General features: G+C 68.2%; 21 protein-coding genes. 13 read left to right on the plus strand and 8 right to left on the minus strand.

The window, feature by feature from the left end; translation table 11 throughout:
• Positions 1 to 19 precede the first annotated feature (19 nt).
• Positions 20 to 1,024: a putative oxygenase MesX gene (locus tag AC04ME_RS04990; RefSeq protein WP_042538958.1), complete on the minus strand. Its 1,005-nt coding sequence runs from the start codon at positions 1,022 to 1,024 to the stop codon at positions 20 to 22.
• 119 nt (positions 1,025 to 1,143) lie between these two features.
• Between AC04ME_RS04990 and AC04ME_RS04995 the strand changes: the two genes are divergently transcribed.
• Positions 1,144 to 2,085 (plus strand): LysR family transcriptional regulator, encoded by a 942-nt coding sequence (locus tag AC04ME_RS04995; RefSeq protein WP_042538960.1) that lies wholly within the window; start codon positions 1,144 to 1,146, stop codon positions 2,083 to 2,085.
• A 17-nt stretch (positions 2,086 to 2,102) separates the two neighbouring features.
• Here AC04ME_RS04995 and upp read toward each other — a convergent pair whose 3' ends face one another.
• Entirely contained in the window at positions 2,103 to 2,735 is a 633-nt protein-coding gene (upp, locus tag AC04ME_RS05000; protein ID WP_042538962.1) for a uracil phosphoribosyltransferase, read from the minus strand.
• Positions 2,736 to 2,817: 82 nt separating this feature from the next.
• Between upp and AC04ME_RS05005 the strand changes: the two genes are divergently transcribed.
• A complete protein-coding gene (locus AC04ME_RS05005; RefSeq protein ID WP_042538964.1) occupies positions 2,818 to 3,273 on the plus strand; it encodes a nucleoside deaminase in 456 nt (151 codons plus the stop codon).
• A gap of 21 nt (positions 3,274 to 3,294) precedes the next feature.
• On the opposite strand, the gene AC04ME_RS05010 is transcribed toward AC04ME_RS05005, so the two are convergent.
• Positions 3,295 to 4,266, minus strand: coding sequence for a cation diffusion facilitator family transporter (locus AC04ME_RS05010; protein ID WP_042538967.1), 972 nt, complete (start codon positions 4,264 to 4,266; stop codon positions 3,295 to 3,297).
• Between the two features lie 60 nt (positions 4,267 to 4,326).
• Between AC04ME_RS05010 and proC the strand changes: the two genes are divergently transcribed.
• Together proC and AC04ME_RS05020 are read left to right on the plus strand one after the other, a co-directional pair.
• On the plus strand, positions 4,327 to 5,166 hold the full coding sequence (proC, locus tag AC04ME_RS05015; protein WP_079112304.1) for a pyrroline-5-carboxylate reductase: 840 nt from the start codon (positions 4,327 to 4,329) through the stop codon (positions 5,164 to 5,166).
• Position 5,167: 1 nt separating this feature from the next.
• A complete protein-coding gene (locus tag AC04ME_RS05020) occupies positions 5,168 to 5,455 on the plus strand; it encodes a DUF1905 domain-containing protein (protein ID WP_079112305.1) in 288 nt (95 codons plus the stop codon).
• 17 nt (positions 5,456 to 5,472) lie between these two features.
• Here the strand turns inward: AC04ME_RS05020 and AC04ME_RS05025 are convergent, their stop codons facing one another.
• A complete protein-coding gene (locus tag AC04ME_RS05025; protein ID WP_042538973.1) occupies positions 5,473 to 6,144 on the minus strand; it encodes a potassium channel family protein in 672 nt (223 codons plus the stop codon).
• Positions 6,137 to 7,567 (minus strand): TrkH family potassium uptake protein, encoded by a 1,431-nt coding sequence (locus tag AC04ME_RS05030; protein WP_042539422.1) that lies wholly within the window; start codon positions 7,565 to 7,567, stop codon positions 6,137 to 6,139. Before AC04ME_RS05030 ends, AC04ME_RS05025 begins: the two co-directional genes overlap by 8 nt.
• Positions 7,568 to 7,670: 103 nt before the next feature.
• Here AC04ME_RS05030 and AC04ME_RS05035 point away from each other — a divergent pair, with 103 nt between their 5' ends.
• The 8 genes from AC04ME_RS05035 to AC04ME_RS05070 all read left to right on the plus strand — a co-directional run bounded on the left by AC04ME_RS05035 (position 7,671) and on the right by AC04ME_RS05070 (position 11,421).
• Positions 7,671 to 8,087: an ArsR/SmtB family transcription factor gene (locus tag AC04ME_RS05035; protein WP_042539424.1), complete on the plus strand. Its 417-nt coding sequence runs from the start codon at positions 7,671 to 7,673 to the stop codon at positions 8,085 to 8,087.
• Between the two features lie 267 nt (positions 8,088 to 8,354).
• Positions 8,355 to 9,281, plus strand: a complete 927-nt coding sequence (locus AC04ME_RS05040; protein WP_475433839.1) for a cyclase family protein — start codon at positions 8,355 to 8,357, stop codon at positions 9,279 to 9,281.
• Positions 9,282 to 9,358: 77 nt separating this feature from the next.
• Positions 9,359 to 9,550 carry a helix-turn-helix domain-containing protein gene (locus AC04ME_RS05045; protein ID WP_042538977.1) on the plus strand — a complete coding sequence of 64 codons (192 nt, stop codon included), beginning with the start codon at positions 9,359 to 9,361 and terminating at the stop codon, positions 9,548 to 9,550.
• A gap of 136 nt (positions 9,551 to 9,686) precedes the next feature.
• Entirely contained in the window at positions 9,687 to 9,785 is a 99-nt protein-coding gene (locus AC04ME_RS05050; protein ID WP_003792170.1) for a 30S ribosomal protein bS22, read from the plus strand.
• A gap of 82 nt (positions 9,786 to 9,867) precedes the next feature.
• A complete protein-coding gene (locus AC04ME_RS05055; protein WP_042538979.1) occupies positions 9,868 to 10,170 on the plus strand; it encodes a rhodanese-like domain-containing protein in 303 nt (100 codons plus the stop codon).
• Positions 10,167 to 10,457: a glutaredoxin family protein gene (locus AC04ME_RS05060; RefSeq protein WP_042538981.1), complete on the plus strand. Its 291-nt coding sequence runs from the start codon at positions 10,167 to 10,169 to the stop codon at positions 10,455 to 10,457. The genes AC04ME_RS05055 and AC04ME_RS05060 overlap by 4 nt, the downstream gene beginning before the upstream one ends.
• On the plus strand, positions 10,454 to 10,753 hold the full coding sequence (locus AC04ME_RS05065) for a Dabb family protein (protein WP_042538983.1): 300 nt from the start codon (positions 10,454 to 10,456) through the stop codon (positions 10,751 to 10,753). The genes AC04ME_RS05060 and AC04ME_RS05065 overlap by 4 nt, the downstream gene beginning before the upstream one ends.
• Positions 10,754 to 10,797: 44 nt before the next feature.
• Positions 10,798 to 11,421 carry a 4'-phosphopantetheinyl transferase family protein gene (locus AC04ME_RS05070; RefSeq protein ID WP_475433843.1) on the plus strand — a complete coding sequence of 208 codons (624 nt, stop codon included), beginning with the start codon at positions 10,798 to 10,800 and terminating at the stop codon, positions 11,419 to 11,421.
• A gap of 44 nt (positions 11,422 to 11,465) precedes the next feature.
• On the opposite strand, the gene AC04ME_RS05075 is transcribed toward AC04ME_RS05070, so the two are convergent.
• Genes AC04ME_RS05075 through AC04ME_RS05085 form a run of 3 tightly spaced genes read right to left on the minus strand, consistent with a single transcriptional unit; the run spans position 11,466 to position 17,489 of the window.
• Entirely contained in the window at positions 11,466 to 12,773 is a 1,308-nt protein-coding gene (locus AC04ME_RS05075; protein WP_079112309.1) for a M1 family metallopeptidase, read from the minus strand.
• Positions 12,770 to 16,699 carry a Pls/PosA family non-ribosomal peptide synthetase gene (locus tag AC04ME_RS05080; RefSeq protein WP_475433846.1) on the minus strand — a complete coding sequence of 1,310 codons (3,930 nt, stop codon included), beginning with the start codon at positions 16,697 to 16,699 and terminating at the stop codon, positions 12,770 to 12,772. The genes AC04ME_RS05075 and AC04ME_RS05080 overlap by 4 nt, the downstream gene beginning before the upstream one ends.
• Positions 16,689 to 17,489 (minus strand): hypothetical protein, encoded by an 801-nt coding sequence (locus AC04ME_RS05085; protein ID WP_475433848.1) that lies wholly within the window; start codon positions 17,487 to 17,489, stop codon positions 16,689 to 16,691. Before AC04ME_RS05085 ends, AC04ME_RS05080 begins: the two co-directional genes overlap by 11 nt.
• 236 nt (positions 17,490 to 17,725) lie before the next feature.
• Here AC04ME_RS05085 and AC04ME_RS05090 point away from each other — a divergent pair, with 236 nt between their 5' ends.
• Positions 17,726 to 18,541: a basic amino acid ABC transporter substrate-binding protein gene (locus AC04ME_RS05090; RefSeq protein ID WP_042538989.1), complete on the plus strand. Its 816-nt coding sequence runs from the start codon at positions 17,726 to 17,728 to the stop codon at positions 18,539 to 18,541.
• The last annotated feature ends 23 nt before the right edge of the window (positions 18,542 to 18,564 follow it).

Genomic DNA, 18,564 nt, shown 5'->3' on the forward strand with positions numbered 1-18,564 from the left:
GTCGTCGAGCCGGCGCCGGTCATCGGACCGGAGCCGGGTAGGCGGCGGCCCACTGATCCAGCACGCGCCGGTGGGGCGTCACGAAGTGCTCATCCGCGTAGCGTCCCTGGACGACCGCGAGCTGGCTGCGCTCCTCGCGGTCGTAGGTGATCTCGGTCTGCTGGAAGTCTTCGTGGGCCAGGCTCGGACGGTAGACGCTCTCGGCGGGTGTGTTCGCGTTGTAGATCTCGGGGCGGTAGATCTTCTGGAACGTCTCCATAGTGCTGATCGTGCCGATGAGCTGCAGATCGGAGTAGTCGCTCAGAAGGTCGCCGCGGAAGTAGAAGGCGAGCGGGGCAGAGCTGCCGCGCGGCATGAAGTACCGCACCTGCAGGCCCATCTTCCCGAAGTACTCGTCGGTGAGCGAGAAGGAGTCCTGGACGTACTCGATGCCGAGCACGGGGTGGACGTTGCCGTTGCGGCGATACGTCCTGCTGGTCGAGACGCTGATGCAGATCACCGGCAGGGTCGAGAACCGCTCCTGATACGCGTCGGACTCGAGGAAGTGCTGGAAGAGCTTGCCGTGCAGCTCGCCGAAGTCGTCGGGTGTCGCGAACCCGCCGGCGGCTGCGCTCGCCGCGGGCAGGACGACGCTGAAATCGTAGTCGCGCAGGTAGGAGGAGAAGTTGTTCCCCACGATGCCCTGGTGGCGTTCGCCGGTCAGCCGGTCAACGATGTGGATGTCCAGCACCTCGAGGACGGGGAACTCCCGGTCCTCGCCGTCGGCGAATCGCAGCTGCACCGAGACGATGTCGAGTTCCACCGAGTAGCGGCCGCCGTCTGGGCCGTCGCCGTCGAGTCCGTCGCCGCGTGCGAGATCGTTGAACCGTCGGTCGATCATCGTGAGGGCATTGCGGAGGTTCTGCTGGCGACGCTCGCCGCGGGCGAGGTTGGCGAAGTTCGTGGTGATCCGCGAACTGTCCGACGGGGCGTAGTCCTCGTCGAAGCGCGTGGTGGTGATGCTGAACGTGATCTCGTTCGCCATGAGGGGCCAATCCGGGAGAGAGGCCGACAGGGCCTCGCGAATGCTGTGCTCTCATGGTGCTGCCGAACGAGGGTCATCGGGTAATTCAGCTCCACTATGCGGTGCTATAGCCTTCTCCTATGCCCAGGCGATCGAGCGGCATCACGCTGCAACAGCTCCAGTACTTCATCGAGGTCGCCGCGGAAGGATCCATCACCGCCGCGGCCGACATGCTCTACGTGGCTCAGCCCACGATGTCCGCGGCGATGAAAGACCTCGAGAGTCGGGTGGGTCGTGCCCTTCTGGCCCGCTCGGCCCGGGGCGTCACGCTCACCAGTGACGGTTCGGAGTTCCTCGGGTACGCCAGACAGATCGTCGAGCAGGCCGAGCTGCTCGAGCAGCGCTACCTGGGGCGGCCGCCGTCGCGCCGACTCCTCGGGGTGTCGACGCAGCACTACTCGTTCGCTGTCGATGCCTTCGTGCGGATGGTCAAGGGCTCGAGCGCGGCCGAGTACGAGTTCTCACTGCGGGAGACCCGCACGTGGGACATCATCGAAGACGTGCGGACGCTGCGCAGCGAACTCGGCATCCTCTTCCGCAACGACTTCAACCGGAACGTCATCGACAAGCTGCTGCGCGACTCGGGGCTCGCGTTCCATCCGCTCTTCGTCGCCGAGCCGCACATCTTCGTCTCGCGACGGAACGCGCTCGCCTCCCGCGAGCGGGCGACCCTCGACGATCTCGTCGGCCTGCCGCGGCTCACCTTCGATCAGGGGGCGAACAACTCGTTCTACTTCGCCGAGGAGATCCTCTCGACCCTCTCGAGCGCTCGCGAGATCAGGGTTTCCGACCGAGCGACGATCTTCAATCTCATGATCGGACTCGACGGGTACACGATCTCGACGGGCATCATCAGCGACGACCTCGATCCTGAGATCGTCGCGGTGCCTCTCGACGTCGACGACCACATCGAGATCGGATGGGTCGGACGCACCGCCATCCCCCTGACCGAGCAGGCGCAGCGATATCTCGCCGAGGTCCGCGACGTCGTCGCGGGGTTCGGCGTGGCGCTGCTCGGCTAGCGCGAGCAGCCGATGCGTCAGACGGTGCCGTAGAGCCGATCGCCGGCGTCGCCGAGTCCGGGGACGATGTAGCCCTTCTCGTTGAGACGCTCGTCGAGCGCGCCGAGCACGATGGTCACATCGCGGTCTCCGACGAGCGCCTCGATCGCGGCGAGACCCTCCGGCGTGCCGAGCAGGCAGATCGCCGTGACGTCCTTGGCCCCGCGGTCGAAGAGGAACTGGATGGCCGCAGCCAGCGAGCCACCGGTTGCGAGCATCGGGTCGATGGCGAAGCACTGGCGATCGCTCAGGTCATCGGGGAGGCGCTCGGCGTAGGTCGTCGGCTCGAAGGTCTCTTCGTCGCGGACCATCCCGAGGAATCCGACCTCGGCGGTCGGCAGAAGCTTGACGAGTCCCTCGAGCATGCCGAGTCCTGCGCGCAGGATCGGTACGACGATCGGGCGAGGCTCCGAGATCTTCACGCCCATCGTGGTGGTCACGGGAGTGGTGATCTCGACCGGGCTGACCTTCACGTTGCGGGTCGCCTCGTACGCGAGCAGCGTCACGAGTTCTTCGGTCAGCTGGCGGAAGACCGGCGACGGTGTGCGATGGTCGCGCAGCACCGAGAGCTTGTGAGTGACGAGAGGGTGGTCGGCGACGTGAACACGCATGCCTACAGGCTAATGCGCCGGACGCTCGCGTACGACATCGGCTGCACGGGAGTGGCCTCTGCGGCTGTCGTAGGCTCGACCCATGACCGCCCCCGACCTCATCGCGATGCGCCGCGCTCTCGAGCTCGCGGCCGAGGCGGCAGCGGTGTCGGAGATCCCCGTCGGTGCGGTGGTGCTCGACGCCGAGGGGCGGATCGTCGCGGACGGTCGCAACAATCGTGAGGCGACCGGGGATCCGACCGGTCACGCCGAGGTCGAGGCACTGCGTGCCGCCGCGGCATCCGTCGGCTCGTGGAATCTCGAGGGCCACACCCTCGTCGTCACGCTCGAGCCCTGCCTCATGTGTGCCGGGGCGATCCTGCAGGCGCGGATCACTCGGGTCGTCTTCGGAGCCTGGGACGACAAGGCGGGGGCCGCCGGATCCATGTACGACGTGCTGCGTGATCGTCGGCTGCCGTATCGCGCCGAGGTCATCGGCGGGGTCGAGGCAGACGCCGCCAAGGCCCTGCTGCGGGACTTCTTCGAGCAGCGCCGCTGACGGTCGCGGACCTCGGGGGAGTCAGTCCGAGGACTTGAGCACGAACACGTCGGTCGACGGCTCCGGGTCGAGCGACGGCCGGTACACGTCGGGCTCGATGTAGATGACCCTGGCCGTCGGCACGGCCTCGCGGATGCGGGCCTCGATCGCGTCGATGTCGACCGCGGCCTCGCGCAGCGGCTTGTCGGCATTGAGTGCGATCTTCGCCGCCACCATCAACTCGTCCGGTCCGAGGTAGAGCGTCTTCATGTGGATGATCTTCTCGATCTCGTCGCCGGCGTTGATCGCGTCGACGATGCGATCGTGATCGGCCGGGGTGGCTCCCTCGCCCACCAGGAGGCTCTTGGTCTCGACTCCGAGCACGATCGCGATGAGCACGAGCAGGATGCCGATCATCAGCGTTCCGAGTGCGTCGAACACGGGGTTGCCGGTGATGATGGTCAATCCCACACCGAGCAGTGCGAAGGTGAGACCGGTCAGCGCCCCGACATCCTCGAGCAGCACGACGGGCAGCTCCGGCGCCTTGGCGCGACGCACGAACGACACCCACGACTGGCCCTCATCGCGCACGAGGTTGCTCTCCTTGACGGCCGTGCGCAGCGAGAACGACTCGAGGCCGATCGCGACCACGAGCACGACGAGCGGCAGCCACCACCAGGTCTTGTCGAGTTCGTGCGGGTGGGTGAGCTTGTCGATCGCCTCGTAGATCGCGAACAGGCCACCGACGGAGAACAGGATGATCGACACGACGAACGCGTAGACGTAACGCTCTCGGCCATAGCCGAACGGGTGCGCTCGGTCGGCCTCGCGCTTCGCCTTGCGGCCGCCCAGCATGAGCAGCAGCTGGTTGCCGGAATCGGCGACCGAGTGGATCGCCTCGGCGAGCATCGACGCGGATCCTGAGAGCGCCCAGGCGATGAACTTCGCCAGGGCGATGCCCAGATTCGCCAGGAACGCCGCGAGAATGGCCTTGCCGCCGCCGGATGCACTCATGCGACGAGTCTAGATCGGCTCGCCCGTGGTCGCCCGGTGCGCCCGCCGTAGGATGACGACATGGCTGAATCTCTTCCTGCTCTCGCGTTCCTCGGTGCCGGTTCCATGGGCGGCGCGATCCTGCGAGGGGTCGTCGCATCCGGCATCCCCGTCGACGGAGGCATCACCGCGACGAACCGCACGCCCGAGAAGGCGGCGGCCTTCGCCGACCTCGACGGCGTCACGAGCATCGCGCTCTCCGAGACGCCGGACGGCAACGCGCGGGCGGTTCAGTCGGCGCGTGTCGTCCTGGTCGGGGTGAAGCCGGCGATGGTCCCCGATCTGCTGCGCGAGATCGCTCCCTCTCTGCCCGAAGACGCGATCGTGGTGAGTCTCGCGGCCGGGGTCACCCTGCAGACCTTCGCCGACAACCTCGGCGCCGATGTCCGTGTCATCCGCTCGATGCCGAACACGCCGTCGACCGTCGGCAAGGGCGTCACCGGCCTCGCCGCGGGGGCGGCCGCATCCGCCGACGACCTCGCCCTCGTGCACCGCCTCTTCGCGACCGTGGGCGCTGTCGTCGAGGTTCCCGAGTCGCAGATCGACGCGCTGTCGACGATCTCGGGTTCGGGCCCCGCCTACGTCTACCTGCTCATCGAGGAGCTCACGAAGGCCGCCGTCGGCATGGGGTTCAGCGAGAGCGACGCGCGAGTCATGGTGGAGCAGACCTTCATCGGTGCGACCGCGCTGCTCGACGCGTCCGGGGAGGAGCCGTCTGAGCTCCGTCGCAGGGTCACGAGTCCGAAGGGCACCACCGAGCGGGCCGTCGCCGTGCTGCAGGACGCGCACCTCGACCGGACGTTCGCGCAGGCCGCCGACGCGGCGCTGGCGCGGGCGAAGGAACTCGCCGCAGGAGGATGACATGCAGCTGCGGTTCTCGGGAGAGATCTGGTTCTGGCGCGGACCGGCGCCGTTCCACTTCGTCACCGTGCCGCCGGCCGAGAGCGAGATGATCGGCGAGATCGCCGGCGTCGTCACCTACGGGTGGGGGATGATCCCCGCATCCGTGACGATCGGACGCACGACCGTGACCACGGCGCTGTGGCCGAAGGACGGCGGGTACATCGTGCCGATCAAGAAGGCGCTGCAGGATCGGGAGGGCATCGGCATCGACGACGTCGTCGAGATCACGCTCGACATCGACGCCTGAACCCGCGGGGCTGCCGCTCAGCGGTCGAGCGCGGCGAAGCGCTCGATGTCGCTGTTGGTGCCCGAGACGATGATGAGGTCGTGGTTGGTGACGATCGTGTTCGCCTCGGCGTAGCGGAACGGCTTGCCCGGACTCTTCACGCCGACGACGGTGACCTTGTACTTGCTGCGCACGCCGGATTCGTTCAGACCCACGCCGCGGATGAACTTCGGCGGGTACATCTTCGCCAGCACGAAGTCGTCGTCGAAGCGGATGAAGTCGAGCATCCGGCCGGAGACGAGGTGAGCGACGCGCTCGCCGGCTTCGCGCTCGGGGTAGATGACGTGGTTGGCACCCACGCGGGCAAGGATCTTGCCGTGGGACTGCGAAACGGCCTTCGCCCAGATCTGCGGCACCTTGAGGTCGACGAGGTTCGCGGTGATCAACACGGATGCTTCGATCGACGAGCCGACGGCGACGACGGCGACCTGGAAGTCCTGCGCGCCGATCTGACGCAGGGCGTCGATGTTCTTGGCGTCGGCCTGCACGGTGTGCGTGACGCGGTCGGACCACTTCTGCACGAGCTCCAGATTGCCGTCGATCGCGAGCACCTCGCGGTCGAGTCGGTCGAGCTCGCCGGCGCACGCGGCGCCGAAGCGGCCCAGGCCGATGACGAGTACGGGAGCGTCGCCCCGGAGCACTTCAACCAACGATCGGCCTTTCCACGGGCAGCGAGTAATACTGCGATCGCGACGTCGCGGCGACTGCCGCGGCGAGAGTCACTGTACCAACGCGCCCCATGAAGATGGTGGTCGCGAGCACGTACGAGGCGGAATCGGGGAGCTCGGCGGTGAGACCTGTCGAGAGGCCGACGGTGCCGAACGCCGAGATCACGTCGAACAGCACATGACTGATGTCGGCCTTGGTGATCTGGGCGATGATGATCGTCGACAGCGCGACGATCGTGGCTCCCCAGGCGACGACGCTGAGCGCCACACGCTGCACGTCGCTGGGGATGCGGCGGCCGAAGACCTCGACCGACTGGCGCCCCTTCGCCTCCGACCACACGGCGATGGCGAGCACGGCGAGAGTGGTGACCTTGATTCCTCCGGCGGTGGATGCCGAACCGCCGCCGACGAACATCAGCATGCTCGCGGCCAGCAGCGACGACCCGTTCAGGTCGTCCATCTCGATCACGTTGAAGCCGCCCGAACGGGTCATCGCCGAGAGGAAGAAGGCTTGGAACGTCGTGTCTGCCGCATCCATCGAGCCGAACGTCTTCGGGTTCGCGTACTCGAGGATCAGGAAAACCGCGGCACCCAACACGAACAGGAGCACGGTGGTGACGAGCGTGAGTTTGGTGTGCAGCGACCACTTCTTCACGTGCCACACGTGCTTGGCCAGGGTGTAGATCACGGGGAAGCCGATGCTCCCGAGGAAGACGCCCACCATCAGCAGCGACAGCACGAGGTAGTCGTCGGCGAAGACGGCCACGCCGCCGTCGTTGGGAGCGAACCCGGTGTTCGTGAATGCCATGGCGGCGAAGTACGGCGCTTCCCACAGGGCGGCGATCGGGTCGACCTCCGCCAGGACCAGCGCGGGGTAGAGGAGGATCGCGAGGACGCCCTCGATGATGAGCGACGACACCGCGACGGTGCGCAGGAGCTGACCGACCTCGCCCAGCCGCACGGTCTGGCTCTCGTTCACGACGCCGCCGTGGGCTCGCAGCGGGTTCGTGTCTCCGGCGGCCATGAGCTTGGCCCGCAGCCCGAGGCGCTTCGAGATGACCAGGCCCATCAGCGACGCCAGGGTGAGCACGCCGAGTCCGCCGATGTTCACGCCGATGAAGATCAGCACGTGCCCGAACGGAGACCAGTGGTTCGCCATGTCGACGGTGGCGAGGCCCGTGACGCAGATGGTCGACACAGCCGTGAACAGCGCATCCGCCAGCGGCGTGACCGTGCGCGATGCCGACGCGATCGGCAGCGACAGCAGCACCGTGAAGACGAGGATGAGCATCGCGAAGATGACGATCGCGAAGCGCGAGGGCGACGAGGTGACGATGTGCTTGCCCCAGGAGGCGGCGTTCTCAAGACGCTGTCGAGGTGACGACGCCGAAGCGATGCCCGACATCGAGTCCCCCTTCGCTTCCCCTCGCCGCGCACCGCGGCTGCACGACGCCGATCGCCGAGCCTTCGTCATGGTACTCCGTGCCGGGGACGACTACCCTGATCACATGACGGACATCTTCGACGTGATCGCAGACGGTACGAGGCGCGACATCCTCCAGCTTCTCCTGCGACGCACCACCGAAGGGGACGCCGGCACGAGCGTGAGCCATATCGTCGCCGAGCTCGGCATCAGCCAGCCCACCGTCTCGAAGCACCTCAAGGTGCTCCGCGAGGCTGAACTGGTCAGCGTGCGCGAAGACGGCCAGCGCCGCTTCTACAGCCTCGCCGTCGAGCCGCTGGAGGTCGTCGACGACTGGCTCGTCCCGTTCCTCATGGACGCATACGGCGACGATGCGCCGGACATCGACTACCCCGGACTGCCGCTTCCCGACGGAGCCGCGCACGCGGCCGAGGTCGTCGGTCGTGCCGCCGCGTCGGCGAGGCACGTCGTCACCACCGCGCTCAAGCGCCTCGGCGGCTGACGCCCCCGGACGCACTTCGCCCCCGTTGACAGCGGGGGGTCTGTCTTCGGGGGCGTGGCCGCGGGCCCCAGCCCGCGCGACTCGGACGGTGCCATCGTGAGTCGTGCATTCAGCATCCCAGTGCAGTCTGAACGGTTGCGGCACACGTCCTATGTCTCCGCTGTGACCCGCATGCTCCGCTCGTGAGGGGCGCCGAGTCAGGAGTGCGCGAACGGCGAGAACCAACAGGTCTCGCCGACCGTGTCTCGCGCTTGCCATGATGTGAGCATGACGACAGCTTCGCCCTCGTACCGAGCGCACTTCGACTTCACGATCTCGTTCGCCAATGGCGGGGGGATGACGGGAGAAGGCTTCCGTCTCGACCTTCCCGGTCCCGACATCGACTCCGATGCGATCGGAGCGCTGCTGGTGCGGCATCTCGGGCTCACTCTCGTGAGCGCCGTCGAGCTGCAGCGGCTCCGCATCGTGGAAGAGGCGCACCGTGGCAGCCGAGGCGTGGAGGGGAGCGCTCCGTCACCACGGGTCATCGACCTCAGCCACACGATCGAAGCGGGGCTCGTGACCTACCCCGGCCTCCCTGCCCCCACGATCACTCCGCACCTCACGCGCGAGGACTCCCGCTCGAAGTACGCGCAGGGCACGGAGTTCGCGATGGACATCATCACGATGATCGGCAACACGGGCACCTACCTCGACTCGCCCTTCCACCGGTATGAGGACGGCGGGGACCTGGCCTCGCTCGAGCTCTGCTCCCTCGTCGGGCTACGCGCCGAGGTCTTCCATCTGCACGACGCGTGGAGCGCCGAGCGCCGGGGGATCGACGCTGTGACGCTCGCGGACCGTGAGCTCCGAGGCGCCGCGGTGCTGCTCGACACCGGGTGGAGTGAGCACTTCGGCACTCCGGAGTACGGCCGCGGGGCACCGTTCCTCACCGAAGAAGGAGCGCGGTTCCTGGCCGATGCCGGGGTCGCACTCGTCGGCATCGATTCGCTCAACATCGACGACACGGAGAGCGGCGGCGAGCGGCCGGCTCACAGCATCCTGCTGGCCGCCGGCATCCATGTGGTCGAGCACCTGACCCGCCTGTCCGAGGTGCCCGCCCGTGGTGCGCGGTTCACGGCGGCTCCTCCGGCCGTGCGTGGATTCGGGACGTTCCCGGTGCGTGCCTTCGCCACCGTCGGCGATGCTCACTGATCACACAGGCCACATGGGTTTACACGCGTCCCAGATTCCCCCTAGAGTGTGCACAAATCGAGAAAGGGGTACGTGGGATGCCCGAGGTTCCAGATGTCCGGTTCCTTACGGTGGCTGAGGTCGCCGAACTGATGCGCGTGTCGAAGATGACCGTCTATCGAATGGTGCACGCTGGGGAGCTGCCAGCCATTCGCTTCGGTCGCAGTTTCCGGGTTCCGGAATCCGCGGTGGCCGATGCTCTGCAGCGACCGATAGCCGACGTCGGCTGACGCTCTCCGCTCGGTCCCGTGGGCGCGTGCAGCGAGAGCTTCACTGTTTGCTAGACTGATCCGAGGCATTTTTTCCGTGCCCGTACCCGGGTGTCCGTCACCGACGACACCCAGCCACTGACTTAGTGAGGTTTCCGTGGGTTCTGTCATCAAGAAGCGCCGCAAGCGCATGGCGAAGAAGAAGCACCGCAAGCTGCTTCGTAAGACTCGCCACCAGCGTCGCAACAAGAAGTAAGCGACCAGACACGAGCGCCTGTCTCCGGACGGGCGCTTTGTGTCTCTACCCCCCGGTTTCCCACTCGTCGCAGGAGCATGCCATGAAGTCGATCACCGTCACCGAACTCGCCGAGCGTTCGAACACTCCGCTCATCGATGTCCGCGAGGTCGATGAGTACGCCGCCGGACACGTCCCCGGGGCGGTCAACATCCCGATGTCCGAGATCGGCAACCGACTCGAAGAGCTCCCGGCGGAGTCGTTCGACGTCATCTGCCAGGCCGGCGGACGGTCGGCGCGCGTCGTCGAGGCGCTCGAATCCCGCGGGTACGACGCGACCAACGTCGAGGGCGGAACGGGCGAGTGGATCGCCCAGGGCCGCGAGGTCGAGGTGCCGTCGGCGTGACCACGCTGACCCTCATCGGCAAGCCCGACTGCCACCTGTGCGACGTCGCGTCCGAGATCATCGACTCCGTCGTCGCCGAACTCCCCGACGCGGCTGCCGAGCGGATCGAGATCGTCGAGGCGTCGATCAAGGACGACCCTGCGCTCTACGAGCTGTGGTGGGAGAAGATCCCGGTCGTCCTCATCGACGGAGAGCTGCACGCGCACTGGCGCCTGTCGGCAGACCGACTGCGCGATGCTCTCGAAGCCGCTGTGCAGCATGACGCACTGAAGAAGGAAGCGCGATGATCCGTCACGTCGTCACCTGGAAGCTCGCCGCAGAGGACCCCGCGACGCGCTCCGAACAGGCCTCCGAGGTCGCCCGCAGGCTGAACGCACTCGACGGTGTCGTGCCGCAGCTTCGCTCGATCTCCGCGGGCGCGAACATCGCATATCCGGACGCGAACTGGGACGTCACGCTCGTCGCGGACGTCGATTCCATCGAGGCCCTGGAGGAGTACCAGGTGCACCCCGCTCATGAAGAGGTCGTGGCATACGTGCGCTCGGTGGTCGCGTCGCGCGTGGCTGTCGACTTCGAGGTCTGAGCCGCCGGACCGCAGCTGCCGATCCGACGGGAGCAGGCGGAGTCATGGGCGAGATCATCTGGCACGACGTGATCGTCGTGTGGGCGCGGCCCTCGGACCTGCGGGGGTTCACCGAGATCGATGCCGCCGCGATGGGGCAGGGGCAGGTCGACCGCCTCCGCCAGCTGAGTGGCAGCCGCGCTCAGGGCTTCCTGGCGGGGAGGGCGCTGATCCGCGCGCTCGTGCGCAGGATCCGAGGCTCCGACGAGGTCCTGCTCTCCAGTCGCTGCGACAGATGCGGAGCCGACCACGGCCGACCGCGCTCGGCCAGCGTGTCGCTCAGCGTGAGCCACGCGGAGGATCTTGTCGTGGTCGCGGCGACAGCGGGGTCCATCCTGCTGGGCGTGGATGTCGAGGATGAGGCGGCGGCCGGACGCCTCCACGGAATGGGGTCGATGTTCCCCGACGGCGCCGCCCCCGATCTCGCGGCGTGGACGCGCATCGAAGCAGCCGTGAAGGCGGATGGTCGAGGCTTTGAGATCGACCCGTCGGAGGTGCTCCTGCATCCGAGCGCCGATGACGCGGACCCGTGCGCGTGGTCAGCAGTGCTTCCCGGGCGTGCGAGTCCTTTGGAGATCGCGACGCTCGTCGGGCCCCCCGGATTCGTGCTGAGCGTCGCCGTCGGCTGATCCTCCACCGTCAGCTCGGCGTCACCGTCAGCGCGGCGTCAGCGTCAGCGCCGGGGCCGCGCAGCAGGAAGGGCGGGCAGCGGGAGCTCGTCGATCCAGGTCCGCACAAGCGCGCGCGCCTGGCCGTCGGCGATCTCGTCGACCAGCCCGAGGAAGTCGTCACTCGTCACCGCGAGCCCGGCGAAGCGCGACGTCCACTCCCGCGTCAGAGTGAAGAACCGCTCATCGCCGATCGTCAGACGCAGAGCATGCAGGGTGAGTGCGCCGCGCTTGTACACGCGGTCGTCGAACATGTCGGTGGGGCCGGGATCCGAGAGCACGAGATCCTGGGGGAGGATGCGGAGGCTGGCGTGATGCGACCGGGCCTTCGCATGGGCGGTGGGGCCTCCCGCGGCCTCCGACCACAGCCACTCCGAGTAGCACGCGTATCCCTCATTCAGCCAGATGTCCTGCCAGCGGGCGACGCCGACGCTGTTGCCGAACCACTGGTGTGCGAGCTCGTGCGCGATCAGCCGCTCGCTGCCACCCGACCCGTCGACGTGGTTCGCGCCGAAGATCGCCATGCCCTGCGCCTCGAGCGGGATCTCGAGGACGTCCGGGGTGACGACGATCTTGTAGGACTCGTAGGGGTACGGGCCGAAGGCCTCGACGAACGTCTCCATCATCTGCGGCAGCGCGGCGAAGTCGGAGCGCACCCGGGGCGCGAGCGCCCGGGGGTGGAACAGGCGCCCCGGCGTCGCGCCGAGCTCGACCCTGTCGTCGTCGTACTGACCGAGCTGCACGGTCATCAGATACGTCGCCGTCGGCACCGGCTGGTCGAAGGTCCAGCGCGTGCGACCCCGCTGCGTCGACCGGGTGGCTGCGCCGCCGCTCACGACGGTGTACTCGGGGTCGGCCGTGAACTCCAGACGATAGGTCGCCTTGTCCGACGGGATGTCGTTGCAGGGGAACCAGGTCGGGGCGCCCGTGGGCTGCGACGCGACCAGCACGCCGTCTTCCAGCTCTTCCCAGCCGAGGAGTCCCCACCGGGTGCGTCGGGGCGAGGGGGCCCCCGAGTACTCGATCGTGACGGTGAGTTCCTGCCCGCTTTCGCGCTCGCCGCCGAAGGCCACCTTGAGTCGCCGGTCGTCCTGACGGAACGAGGCGGCTCGGTCGCCGCTCACCCGCACCTTCGTGGCCTTGAGCCCGACGAGATCGAAGGACACGTGCTTGGCCGTCTCCTGCATCCGCAGCCGGATCGTGGCGATGCCCGCGAGCCGATTCGTGGTCACCCGATAGTCGATGGCGAGGTCGTAGTGCAGCACCCCGTAGCGTCGATCGCCGCTGTGCGGGGTGTAGGGGTCGACGTTCATGCGTCCGACGCCTGGTAGGAGCGCACCTTGACCGCGCGCCAGGGGCCGATGGGATTTCCGCTCCATCGGCTGCCCACGGGCACGAACTCCCCGCGCATCACGAGCGACGCAGGGCCGACCGTCGCATCCGCCCCGATCGTCGCCGCGGGGAGTATCACGCTGTGCGGCCCGAGGGTCGCACCGTTCTCCAGGGTCACTGCGTCGATGCTCATCACTCGATCATGGAACAGATGCGTCTGAACCACACATCCGCGGTTCACCGTGGCGCCGTCGCCGAGCGTCACGAGATCCGGTTCGGGCAGCCAGTAGCTGTCGGTCCACACCCCTCGACCGATCTTGGCTCCGAGCGTGCGCAGCCAGATGGCGAGGGCGGGGGTGCCGGATGCCGCGTTCGCGAACCAGGGGGCGGCGACCATCTCGGTGAAGGTGTCAGACACCTCGGTGCGCCAGACGAAGCTCGACCAGAGCGGATGCTCTCCCGCGCGAATCGGCCCGACGATGATCCATTTCGCCGCTGTCGTGACGAGGGCGGCGATCGCGCCGGCGGCGAGCATGACGGCGCTCGAGAGCACGACTGCCCATCCGAGCCCCCACGCCTCGACCACGGCGGCGAGCGTGAGCATCACGGCCAGTCCGATCGTGCACGTCACCAACACCGGGATGATGCGGCCCAGCTCCCAGAGCGCTCGCGCCACCCGCAGACCGGTGCGGGGGCGGTAGGTGCGCTCGAGGTCGGAGTCGTTGACGACACGACGCAGTCGAGCGGCGGGCGAGCCCAACCACGACGATCCGGCCTTCGCCTTGGGCGGCGCGACGGACAGCACGGCCACCAGGCCGTCTCGGGGCACATTGTGCCCACCGGCCGCCATGCCGGAGTTGCCGAGGAAGGCGCGCTTGCCGATCCGCGCCGTGCCCAGGCGCATCCACCCGCCCTGCAGCTCGTAGGTCGCGACCATGGTGTCGTCGGCGAGGAACGCGCCGTCGGCGATCGTCGTGAGCTTCGGGATGAGCAGCACGGTCGACGCCTCGACATCGCGACCGACGTCGGCGCCGAGGGCACGCAGCCAGAACGGGGTGAAGCTGCTGGAGTACAGCGGGAAGAGGAAGGTGCGAGCAGAATCGAGAAGGCGTTCGGTCGTCCACGCCTGCCACGCGACGCGAGAGCGCACCGGGTACACGCCTTCGCCGAGACCCACCCCGAGCACGCGCACGAGAACCAGCACGAGGGCGGCGAAGACCACGCCCGAGAGAAGCACAGCAGGAACGAGCAGCGCCAGGATGCCGGGAACGGTGGCAGTGAGGGAGTCTGCTCCTCGGATGCCGAGCGCCACCACCCACGCCCCGGTCGCCAGAGAGATGACCGGCAGGATGCCGAGGAACGCCGAGGACGCGGCGTAGGCCCACAGCCAACGGGTGCGGCTCGGCGGGCGACCGGCTGCGAACGGCTTCGAGACGCCGCCGACGCGGGCCGCCGGGGATCCGGCCCAGCGCTGCCCCGACCGCACGCGGCCGAACACGGCTGAACCGGGTGCGATCTCGGCGCCGCGGCCGATCTTCGTGCCGGGGGCGAGGGTGCTTCGTGCGCCGATCGTCGAGTCGGCGCCGATGCGGATGCCGCCGATGCGCACGGTGTCGCCGTCGATCCAGTACCCGGTGAGGTCGACCTCGGGCTCGATCGAGGCGCCGGACCCGATGTCGAGCATGCCCGTGATCGGGGGCACCGTGTGCAGATCGACGTCCTTGTGGATGCGCGCGCCGAGCGCCCTGGCGTAGTACACGACCCAGGGCGCGCCTGCGAGTCCCACCGGGTCGACCTGCTGCGCGATCTGCTCGGCGAGCCACAGGCGCAGGTGCACGCCGCCGCCCCGCGGGTAGTCGCCGGGCCGGAGTCCCGCGAGCAGCAGGCGGGCGGCGACCGCGGCGATCGTCATCTTGCCCAGCGGGGTCACGAAGACCACCAGGCCGACGATGATCGTCCACACCGGGACGGCGGGAAGGAACTCGAATCCGGGTGACAGGCGCAGGATCCAGCTCGCGGTGAGCAGGAAGAGCAGCCAGCGGATGCCGGTGAACACGAACAGCGGCAACCCGGCGATGGTCTGCACCCACTGCATCCGCCGCGGTGTGGGTGTCTGCTGGCTGAAGACCCGTTCCGCGGTGTCCTCATCGTCGGCCTCTTCGTCGACGGCATCGGCCATCTGACGCAGTCTCGGCAGGTCGTAGACGTCGGTCATCGTGAACTCGGGTGCGCGGGTGCGCAGGCGCGAGACCAGCTGGGCGGCGGCGAGCGAGCCTCCGCCCAGCTGGAAGAAGTCGGCGTCCTCATCGCTCGGGCGGATGCCGAGCACGGCGAACCACTGCTCGGCGAGCCACGCGGCGGTTCCGGAGAGCGAGGATTCGCCAGCGTCGCCGGAATCGAGGGGCCACGGAAGAGCCGCCTTGTCGACCTTGCCCGACGTGCGTACGGGCAGATCATCGACGATCGCGAGCAGCGGGATCAGGGGAGCCGGCAGCATCTCGGCGAGCTCGCCGCGCGCCACCTGCCGGTCGAATCCGTCGTCGGGAACCACATAGCCGACGAGGATCGGCATGCCGGCATCGCTCTTCTGCACGACCACGGTCGCCGCCGAGACCGAGCTCAGCCCCTGCAGCGCCGCCTCGACCTCGCCGAGCTCGATGCGGCGACCGCCGATCTTGACCTGGTCGTCGGCACGGCCCTGGAAGATCAGGCCCTCGGGCTCGACGCGCACGACGTCGCCGGAGCGATAGGCGCGGTCCCAGCCGAGCGTCGGCATCGGGGCGTACTTCTCGGCGTCCTTGACCGGGTCGAGGTAGCGGGCGAGGCCGACGCCGCCGATGATCAGCTCGCCCGCTTCGCCGTCGGCGACGCGCTGACCTTCTGCGTCGACCACGGCCAGCGACCAGCCGTCCAGAGGCAGGCCGATGCGCACGGGGCCGGTGCCGTCCATGAGAGAGGCGCAGGCGACGACGGTGGCCTCGGTCGGGCCGTACGTGTTCCAGATCTCGCGTCCATCGGATGCCAGTCGGGCGACCAGTTCTGGTGGGCAGGCCTCGCCTCCGAAGATCAGCAGGCGCACGTTCTCGATCGCATCCTGGGGCCACAGGGCTGCGAGCGTGGGAACCGTCGAGACGACGGTGATCCCGTGCCCGAGCAGCCAGGGGCCCAGATCCTCGCCCGACCTGACCAGCGCCCTCGGCGCCGGAACGAGGCATGCGCCGTGGCCCCAGGCGAGCCACATCTCTTCGCAGGATGCGTCGAACGCGACCGAGAGGCCCGCGAGCACGCGGTCGCCGGGGCCCAGTGGGGCATCCTGCAGGAACAGGCGTGCCTCGGCGTCGACGAAGGCCGCTGCGGAACGGTGTGAGACGGCGACGCCCTTGGGGACCCCCGTCGAGCCGGAGGTGAAGATGATCCAGGCGTCGTCGTCGACGGTGGGCGGGGTGACGACGGGCACCGCCGACGTGCTCGGGTGGGGTGCCGCGCTGGAGAACAGCTGCCTCGCATCAGAGGTGTCCGCGGGGAGGTATCCCGCATCGGTGATCATGCCGACGATGCGCGCCTCACGGAAGACGAGATCGGCCCGCTCCTGGGGGTCGTCCGCGTCGACCGGGACGTATGCCGCGCCGGCCGCCATCGCGCCGAGGATCGCGATGTAGAGGTCACGGCGACCCGACGTCATCCTGATGCCGACGCGATCGCCCTGACTCACGCCCTGCTCTCGCAGCATGGCAGCCGTGCGCCACACCTGCGCCAGCAGTTCCGCGTAGCTCACCGCGCCGTCGGCGTCCTCGACCGCTGACGCGTCGGGATACTGCTCGGTGGTGTCCCGGAGGATGTCGATCAGCGTGCGGGGGAGTGGCGCCTCGGCAGCGCGGTCGAGCGCCTCCTGCACGTCAGTTCGCAAGGAGGTCGAGCAGCGCGGCCTTCGACAGTCGCGAGTATCCGGTGCGGCCCTCGGCGCGAGCACGGGCCCGGAGCTCGACGACAGTGAGATCGCTCAGCTCGGACTCCGGGGCTGACGACGGTGCGGCGGACTTCGGCGTCGCGGTCCTCGCGGTGGCCGTCCTCTTCGCCGGACGAGCGGCAGCCGTCGCCGTGGTCGTGGAGGGGACCGCGGGAGCAGGGGCGACCTTCGTCGTCGATGGCGTCACTGCGGTCGCCGGCTTCGCTGCCTTCTGTGCGACCGGGGCTGTCTTCGCCTCGGTGGTCGTCACTGCGGGCGACGAGGGAGCGTCGGACGTCGTGGCGTCGGCCTTCTTCGAGGGCGAGGTGTTCTTCGTCTCGGACTTCTTCGCGTCGCCCTTCTTCGCGCCGGGCTTCTTCCCCTCGGGCTTCTTCGTCTCGGCTTTCTCAGCGACCGACTTCTTCGCCTCGGACTTCTTCTCGTCCTTCTTGTCGGACTTCTTCTTGTCGCCCTTCTTCGTGTCGGCCTTCTTCGGCGCCTGCAGGCGCGCGGCGGCCTCCTGAAGTCGCTCGGTGGCGGCGGTGGCCGACTTCGCGACCTTCTTGGGCCGGTCGGCGATCTTCTTCTTCGAGGCGTTCGCCGCGTCCTTCGCGTCCTCGACGAGAGGCTTGAGCTTCTTGGCCGCCTTCTTCGGAAGGGTCTTGATCAGCTTCTTCGCATCCTTCGCGGCATCCTTGGCGGCATCGAGTGCTGCCTCGGCATTCCGGTGGGCTGGGCTCTTCTTGGCCATGGTCGATCCTCCTGTGCGACCCGAGCGCGTCCGCCCGGGAGTTGGCACAGAGGATACTCAGGCAAGGTGAACAATCGGTGCCGCGCCGGTCCCGGGCCATGTCATATCCCGTCACACTTGCAACACAAATGTGATCCGCGGAAGGCGGCTGGCGACCGGTCGGGCCCGGTGGTGCATGTTTAGATGTTCTCCTACCCGTCCGTGGGCACTCACACCCTCGTCGTTCAGGAGCTGACATGCGCCGTCGCAACATCATCGCCGGGATCGCGCTCGCCGCGACCGCCACTCTCGCCCTCGCCGGCTGTGCGACGGGCAGCGGAGACGCAGGCTCGGGAGAGCCGGCGGCCGGCGACGAGTACGGCCTCATCGAGGCGGGCACGCTGACGGTCTGCTCCGACATCCCCTACGCTCCGTTCGAGTTCGAGGGCGGCGACAACGGCACCGGGTACACCGGCTTCGACATCGACCTGCTCGATGCGATCGCCAAGGAGCTCGACCTCGAGCTCGCGGTGCAGGACGTCGGATTCGACGCTCTGCAGTCGGGCACGACCCTCGCCGCAGGCCAGTGCGACGTCGGCGCCTCGGCGATGACCATCACCGACGAGCGCAAGGCGAACATCGACTTCTCCGAGCCGTACTACGAGTCGCTGCAGTCGCTGCTCGTGCGCACCGACTCGGGCATCGAGTCGATCGACGACCTCTCGGGCAAGAACGTCGGTGTGCAGCAGGGCACGACCGGTGAGGCGTACGCGACCGAGAACGCCGAGGGCGCGCAGCTCGTGCAGTACCCGTCCGACGGCGAGCTGTGGCCCGCCATGCAGGCCGGTCAGATCGACGCGATCCTGCAGGACCAGCCGGTGAACCTCGAGCACGAGAAGGCCGACAGCGCCTACAAGATCGTCGAGGAGTACGAGACCGGCGAGTCCTACGGCTTCGCGTTCGCCAAAGACGAGAAGGACGCGCTGCGCGAGGCGATCGACGGAGCGCTGCAGGATCTGCGCGACAGCGGCGACTACCAGACGATCTACGACACCTACTTCACCGCGAAGTAATCGGCGAGCGACGTAGGACAGGG

The sequence above is a fragment of the Microbacterium sp. LjRoot205 genome, from assembly GCF_056175745.1.

Excerpts from the sequence above, each read along its gene's own strand:
- AC04ME_RS05065 (WP_042538983.1), top strand. The coding sequence starts at position 10,454 with ATGATCCGTCACGTCGTCACCTGGAAGCTCGCCGCAGAGGACCCCGCG.
- AC04ME_RS05090 (WP_042538989.1), top strand. The coding sequence starts at position 17,726 with ATGCGCCGTCGCAACATCATCGCCGGGATCGCGCTCGCCGCGACCGCC.
- proC (WP_079112304.1), top strand. The coding sequence starts at position 4,327 with ATGGCTGAATCTCTTCCTGCTCTCGCGTTCCTCGGTGCCGGTTCCATG.
- AC04ME_RS05010 (WP_042538967.1), bottom strand. The coding sequence starts at position 4,266 with ATGAGTGCATCCGGCGGCGGCAAGGCCATTCTCGCGGCGTTCCTGGCG.
- AC04ME_RS04990 (WP_042538958.1), bottom strand. The coding sequence starts at position 1,024 with ATGGCGAACGAGATCACGTTCAGCATCACCACCACGCGCTTCGACGAG.
- AC04ME_RS05005 (WP_042538964.1), top strand. The coding sequence starts at position 2,818 with ATGACCGCCCCCGACCTCATCGCGATGCGCCGCGCTCTCGAGCTCGCG.
- AC04ME_RS05040 (WP_475433839.1), top strand. The coding sequence starts at position 8,355 with ATGACGACAGCTTCGCCCTCGTACCGAGCGCACTTCGACTTCACGATC.
- AC04ME_RS05075 (WP_079112309.1), bottom strand. The coding sequence starts at position 12,773 with ATGAACGTCGACCCCTACACCCCGCACAGCGGCGATCGACGCTACGGG.
- AC04ME_RS05020 (WP_079112305.1), top strand. The coding sequence starts at position 5,168 with ATGCAGCTGCGGTTCTCGGGAGAGATCTGGTTCTGGCGCGGACCGGCG.
- AC04ME_RS05045 (WP_042538977.1), top strand. The coding sequence starts at position 9,359 with ATGCCCGAGGTTCCAGATGTCCGGTTCCTTACGGTGGCTGAGGTCGCC.
- AC04ME_RS05035 (WP_042539424.1), top strand. The coding sequence starts at position 7,671 with ATGACGGACATCTTCGACGTGATCGCAGACGGTACGAGGCGCGACATC.
- AC04ME_RS05030 (WP_042539422.1), bottom strand. The coding sequence starts at position 7,567 with ATGTCGGGCATCGCTTCGGCGTCGTCACCTCGACAGCGTCTTGAGAAC.
- AC04ME_RS04995 (WP_042538960.1), top strand. The coding sequence starts at position 1,144 with ATGCCCAGGCGATCGAGCGGCATCACGCTGCAACAGCTCCAGTACTTC.
- AC04ME_RS05070 (WP_475433843.1), top strand. The coding sequence starts at position 10,798 with ATGGGCGAGATCATCTGGCACGACGTGATCGTCGTGTGGGCGCGGCCC.
- AC04ME_RS05085 (WP_475433848.1), bottom strand. The coding sequence starts at position 17,489 with ATGGCCAAGAAGAGCCCAGCCCACCGGAATGCCGAGGCAGCACTCGAT.
- upp (WP_042538962.1), bottom strand. The coding sequence starts at position 2,735 with ATGCGTGTTCACGTCGCCGACCACCCTCTCGTCACTCACAAGCTCTCG.
- AC04ME_RS05055 (WP_042538979.1), top strand. The coding sequence starts at position 9,868 with ATGAAGTCGATCACCGTCACCGAACTCGCCGAGCGTTCGAACACTCCG.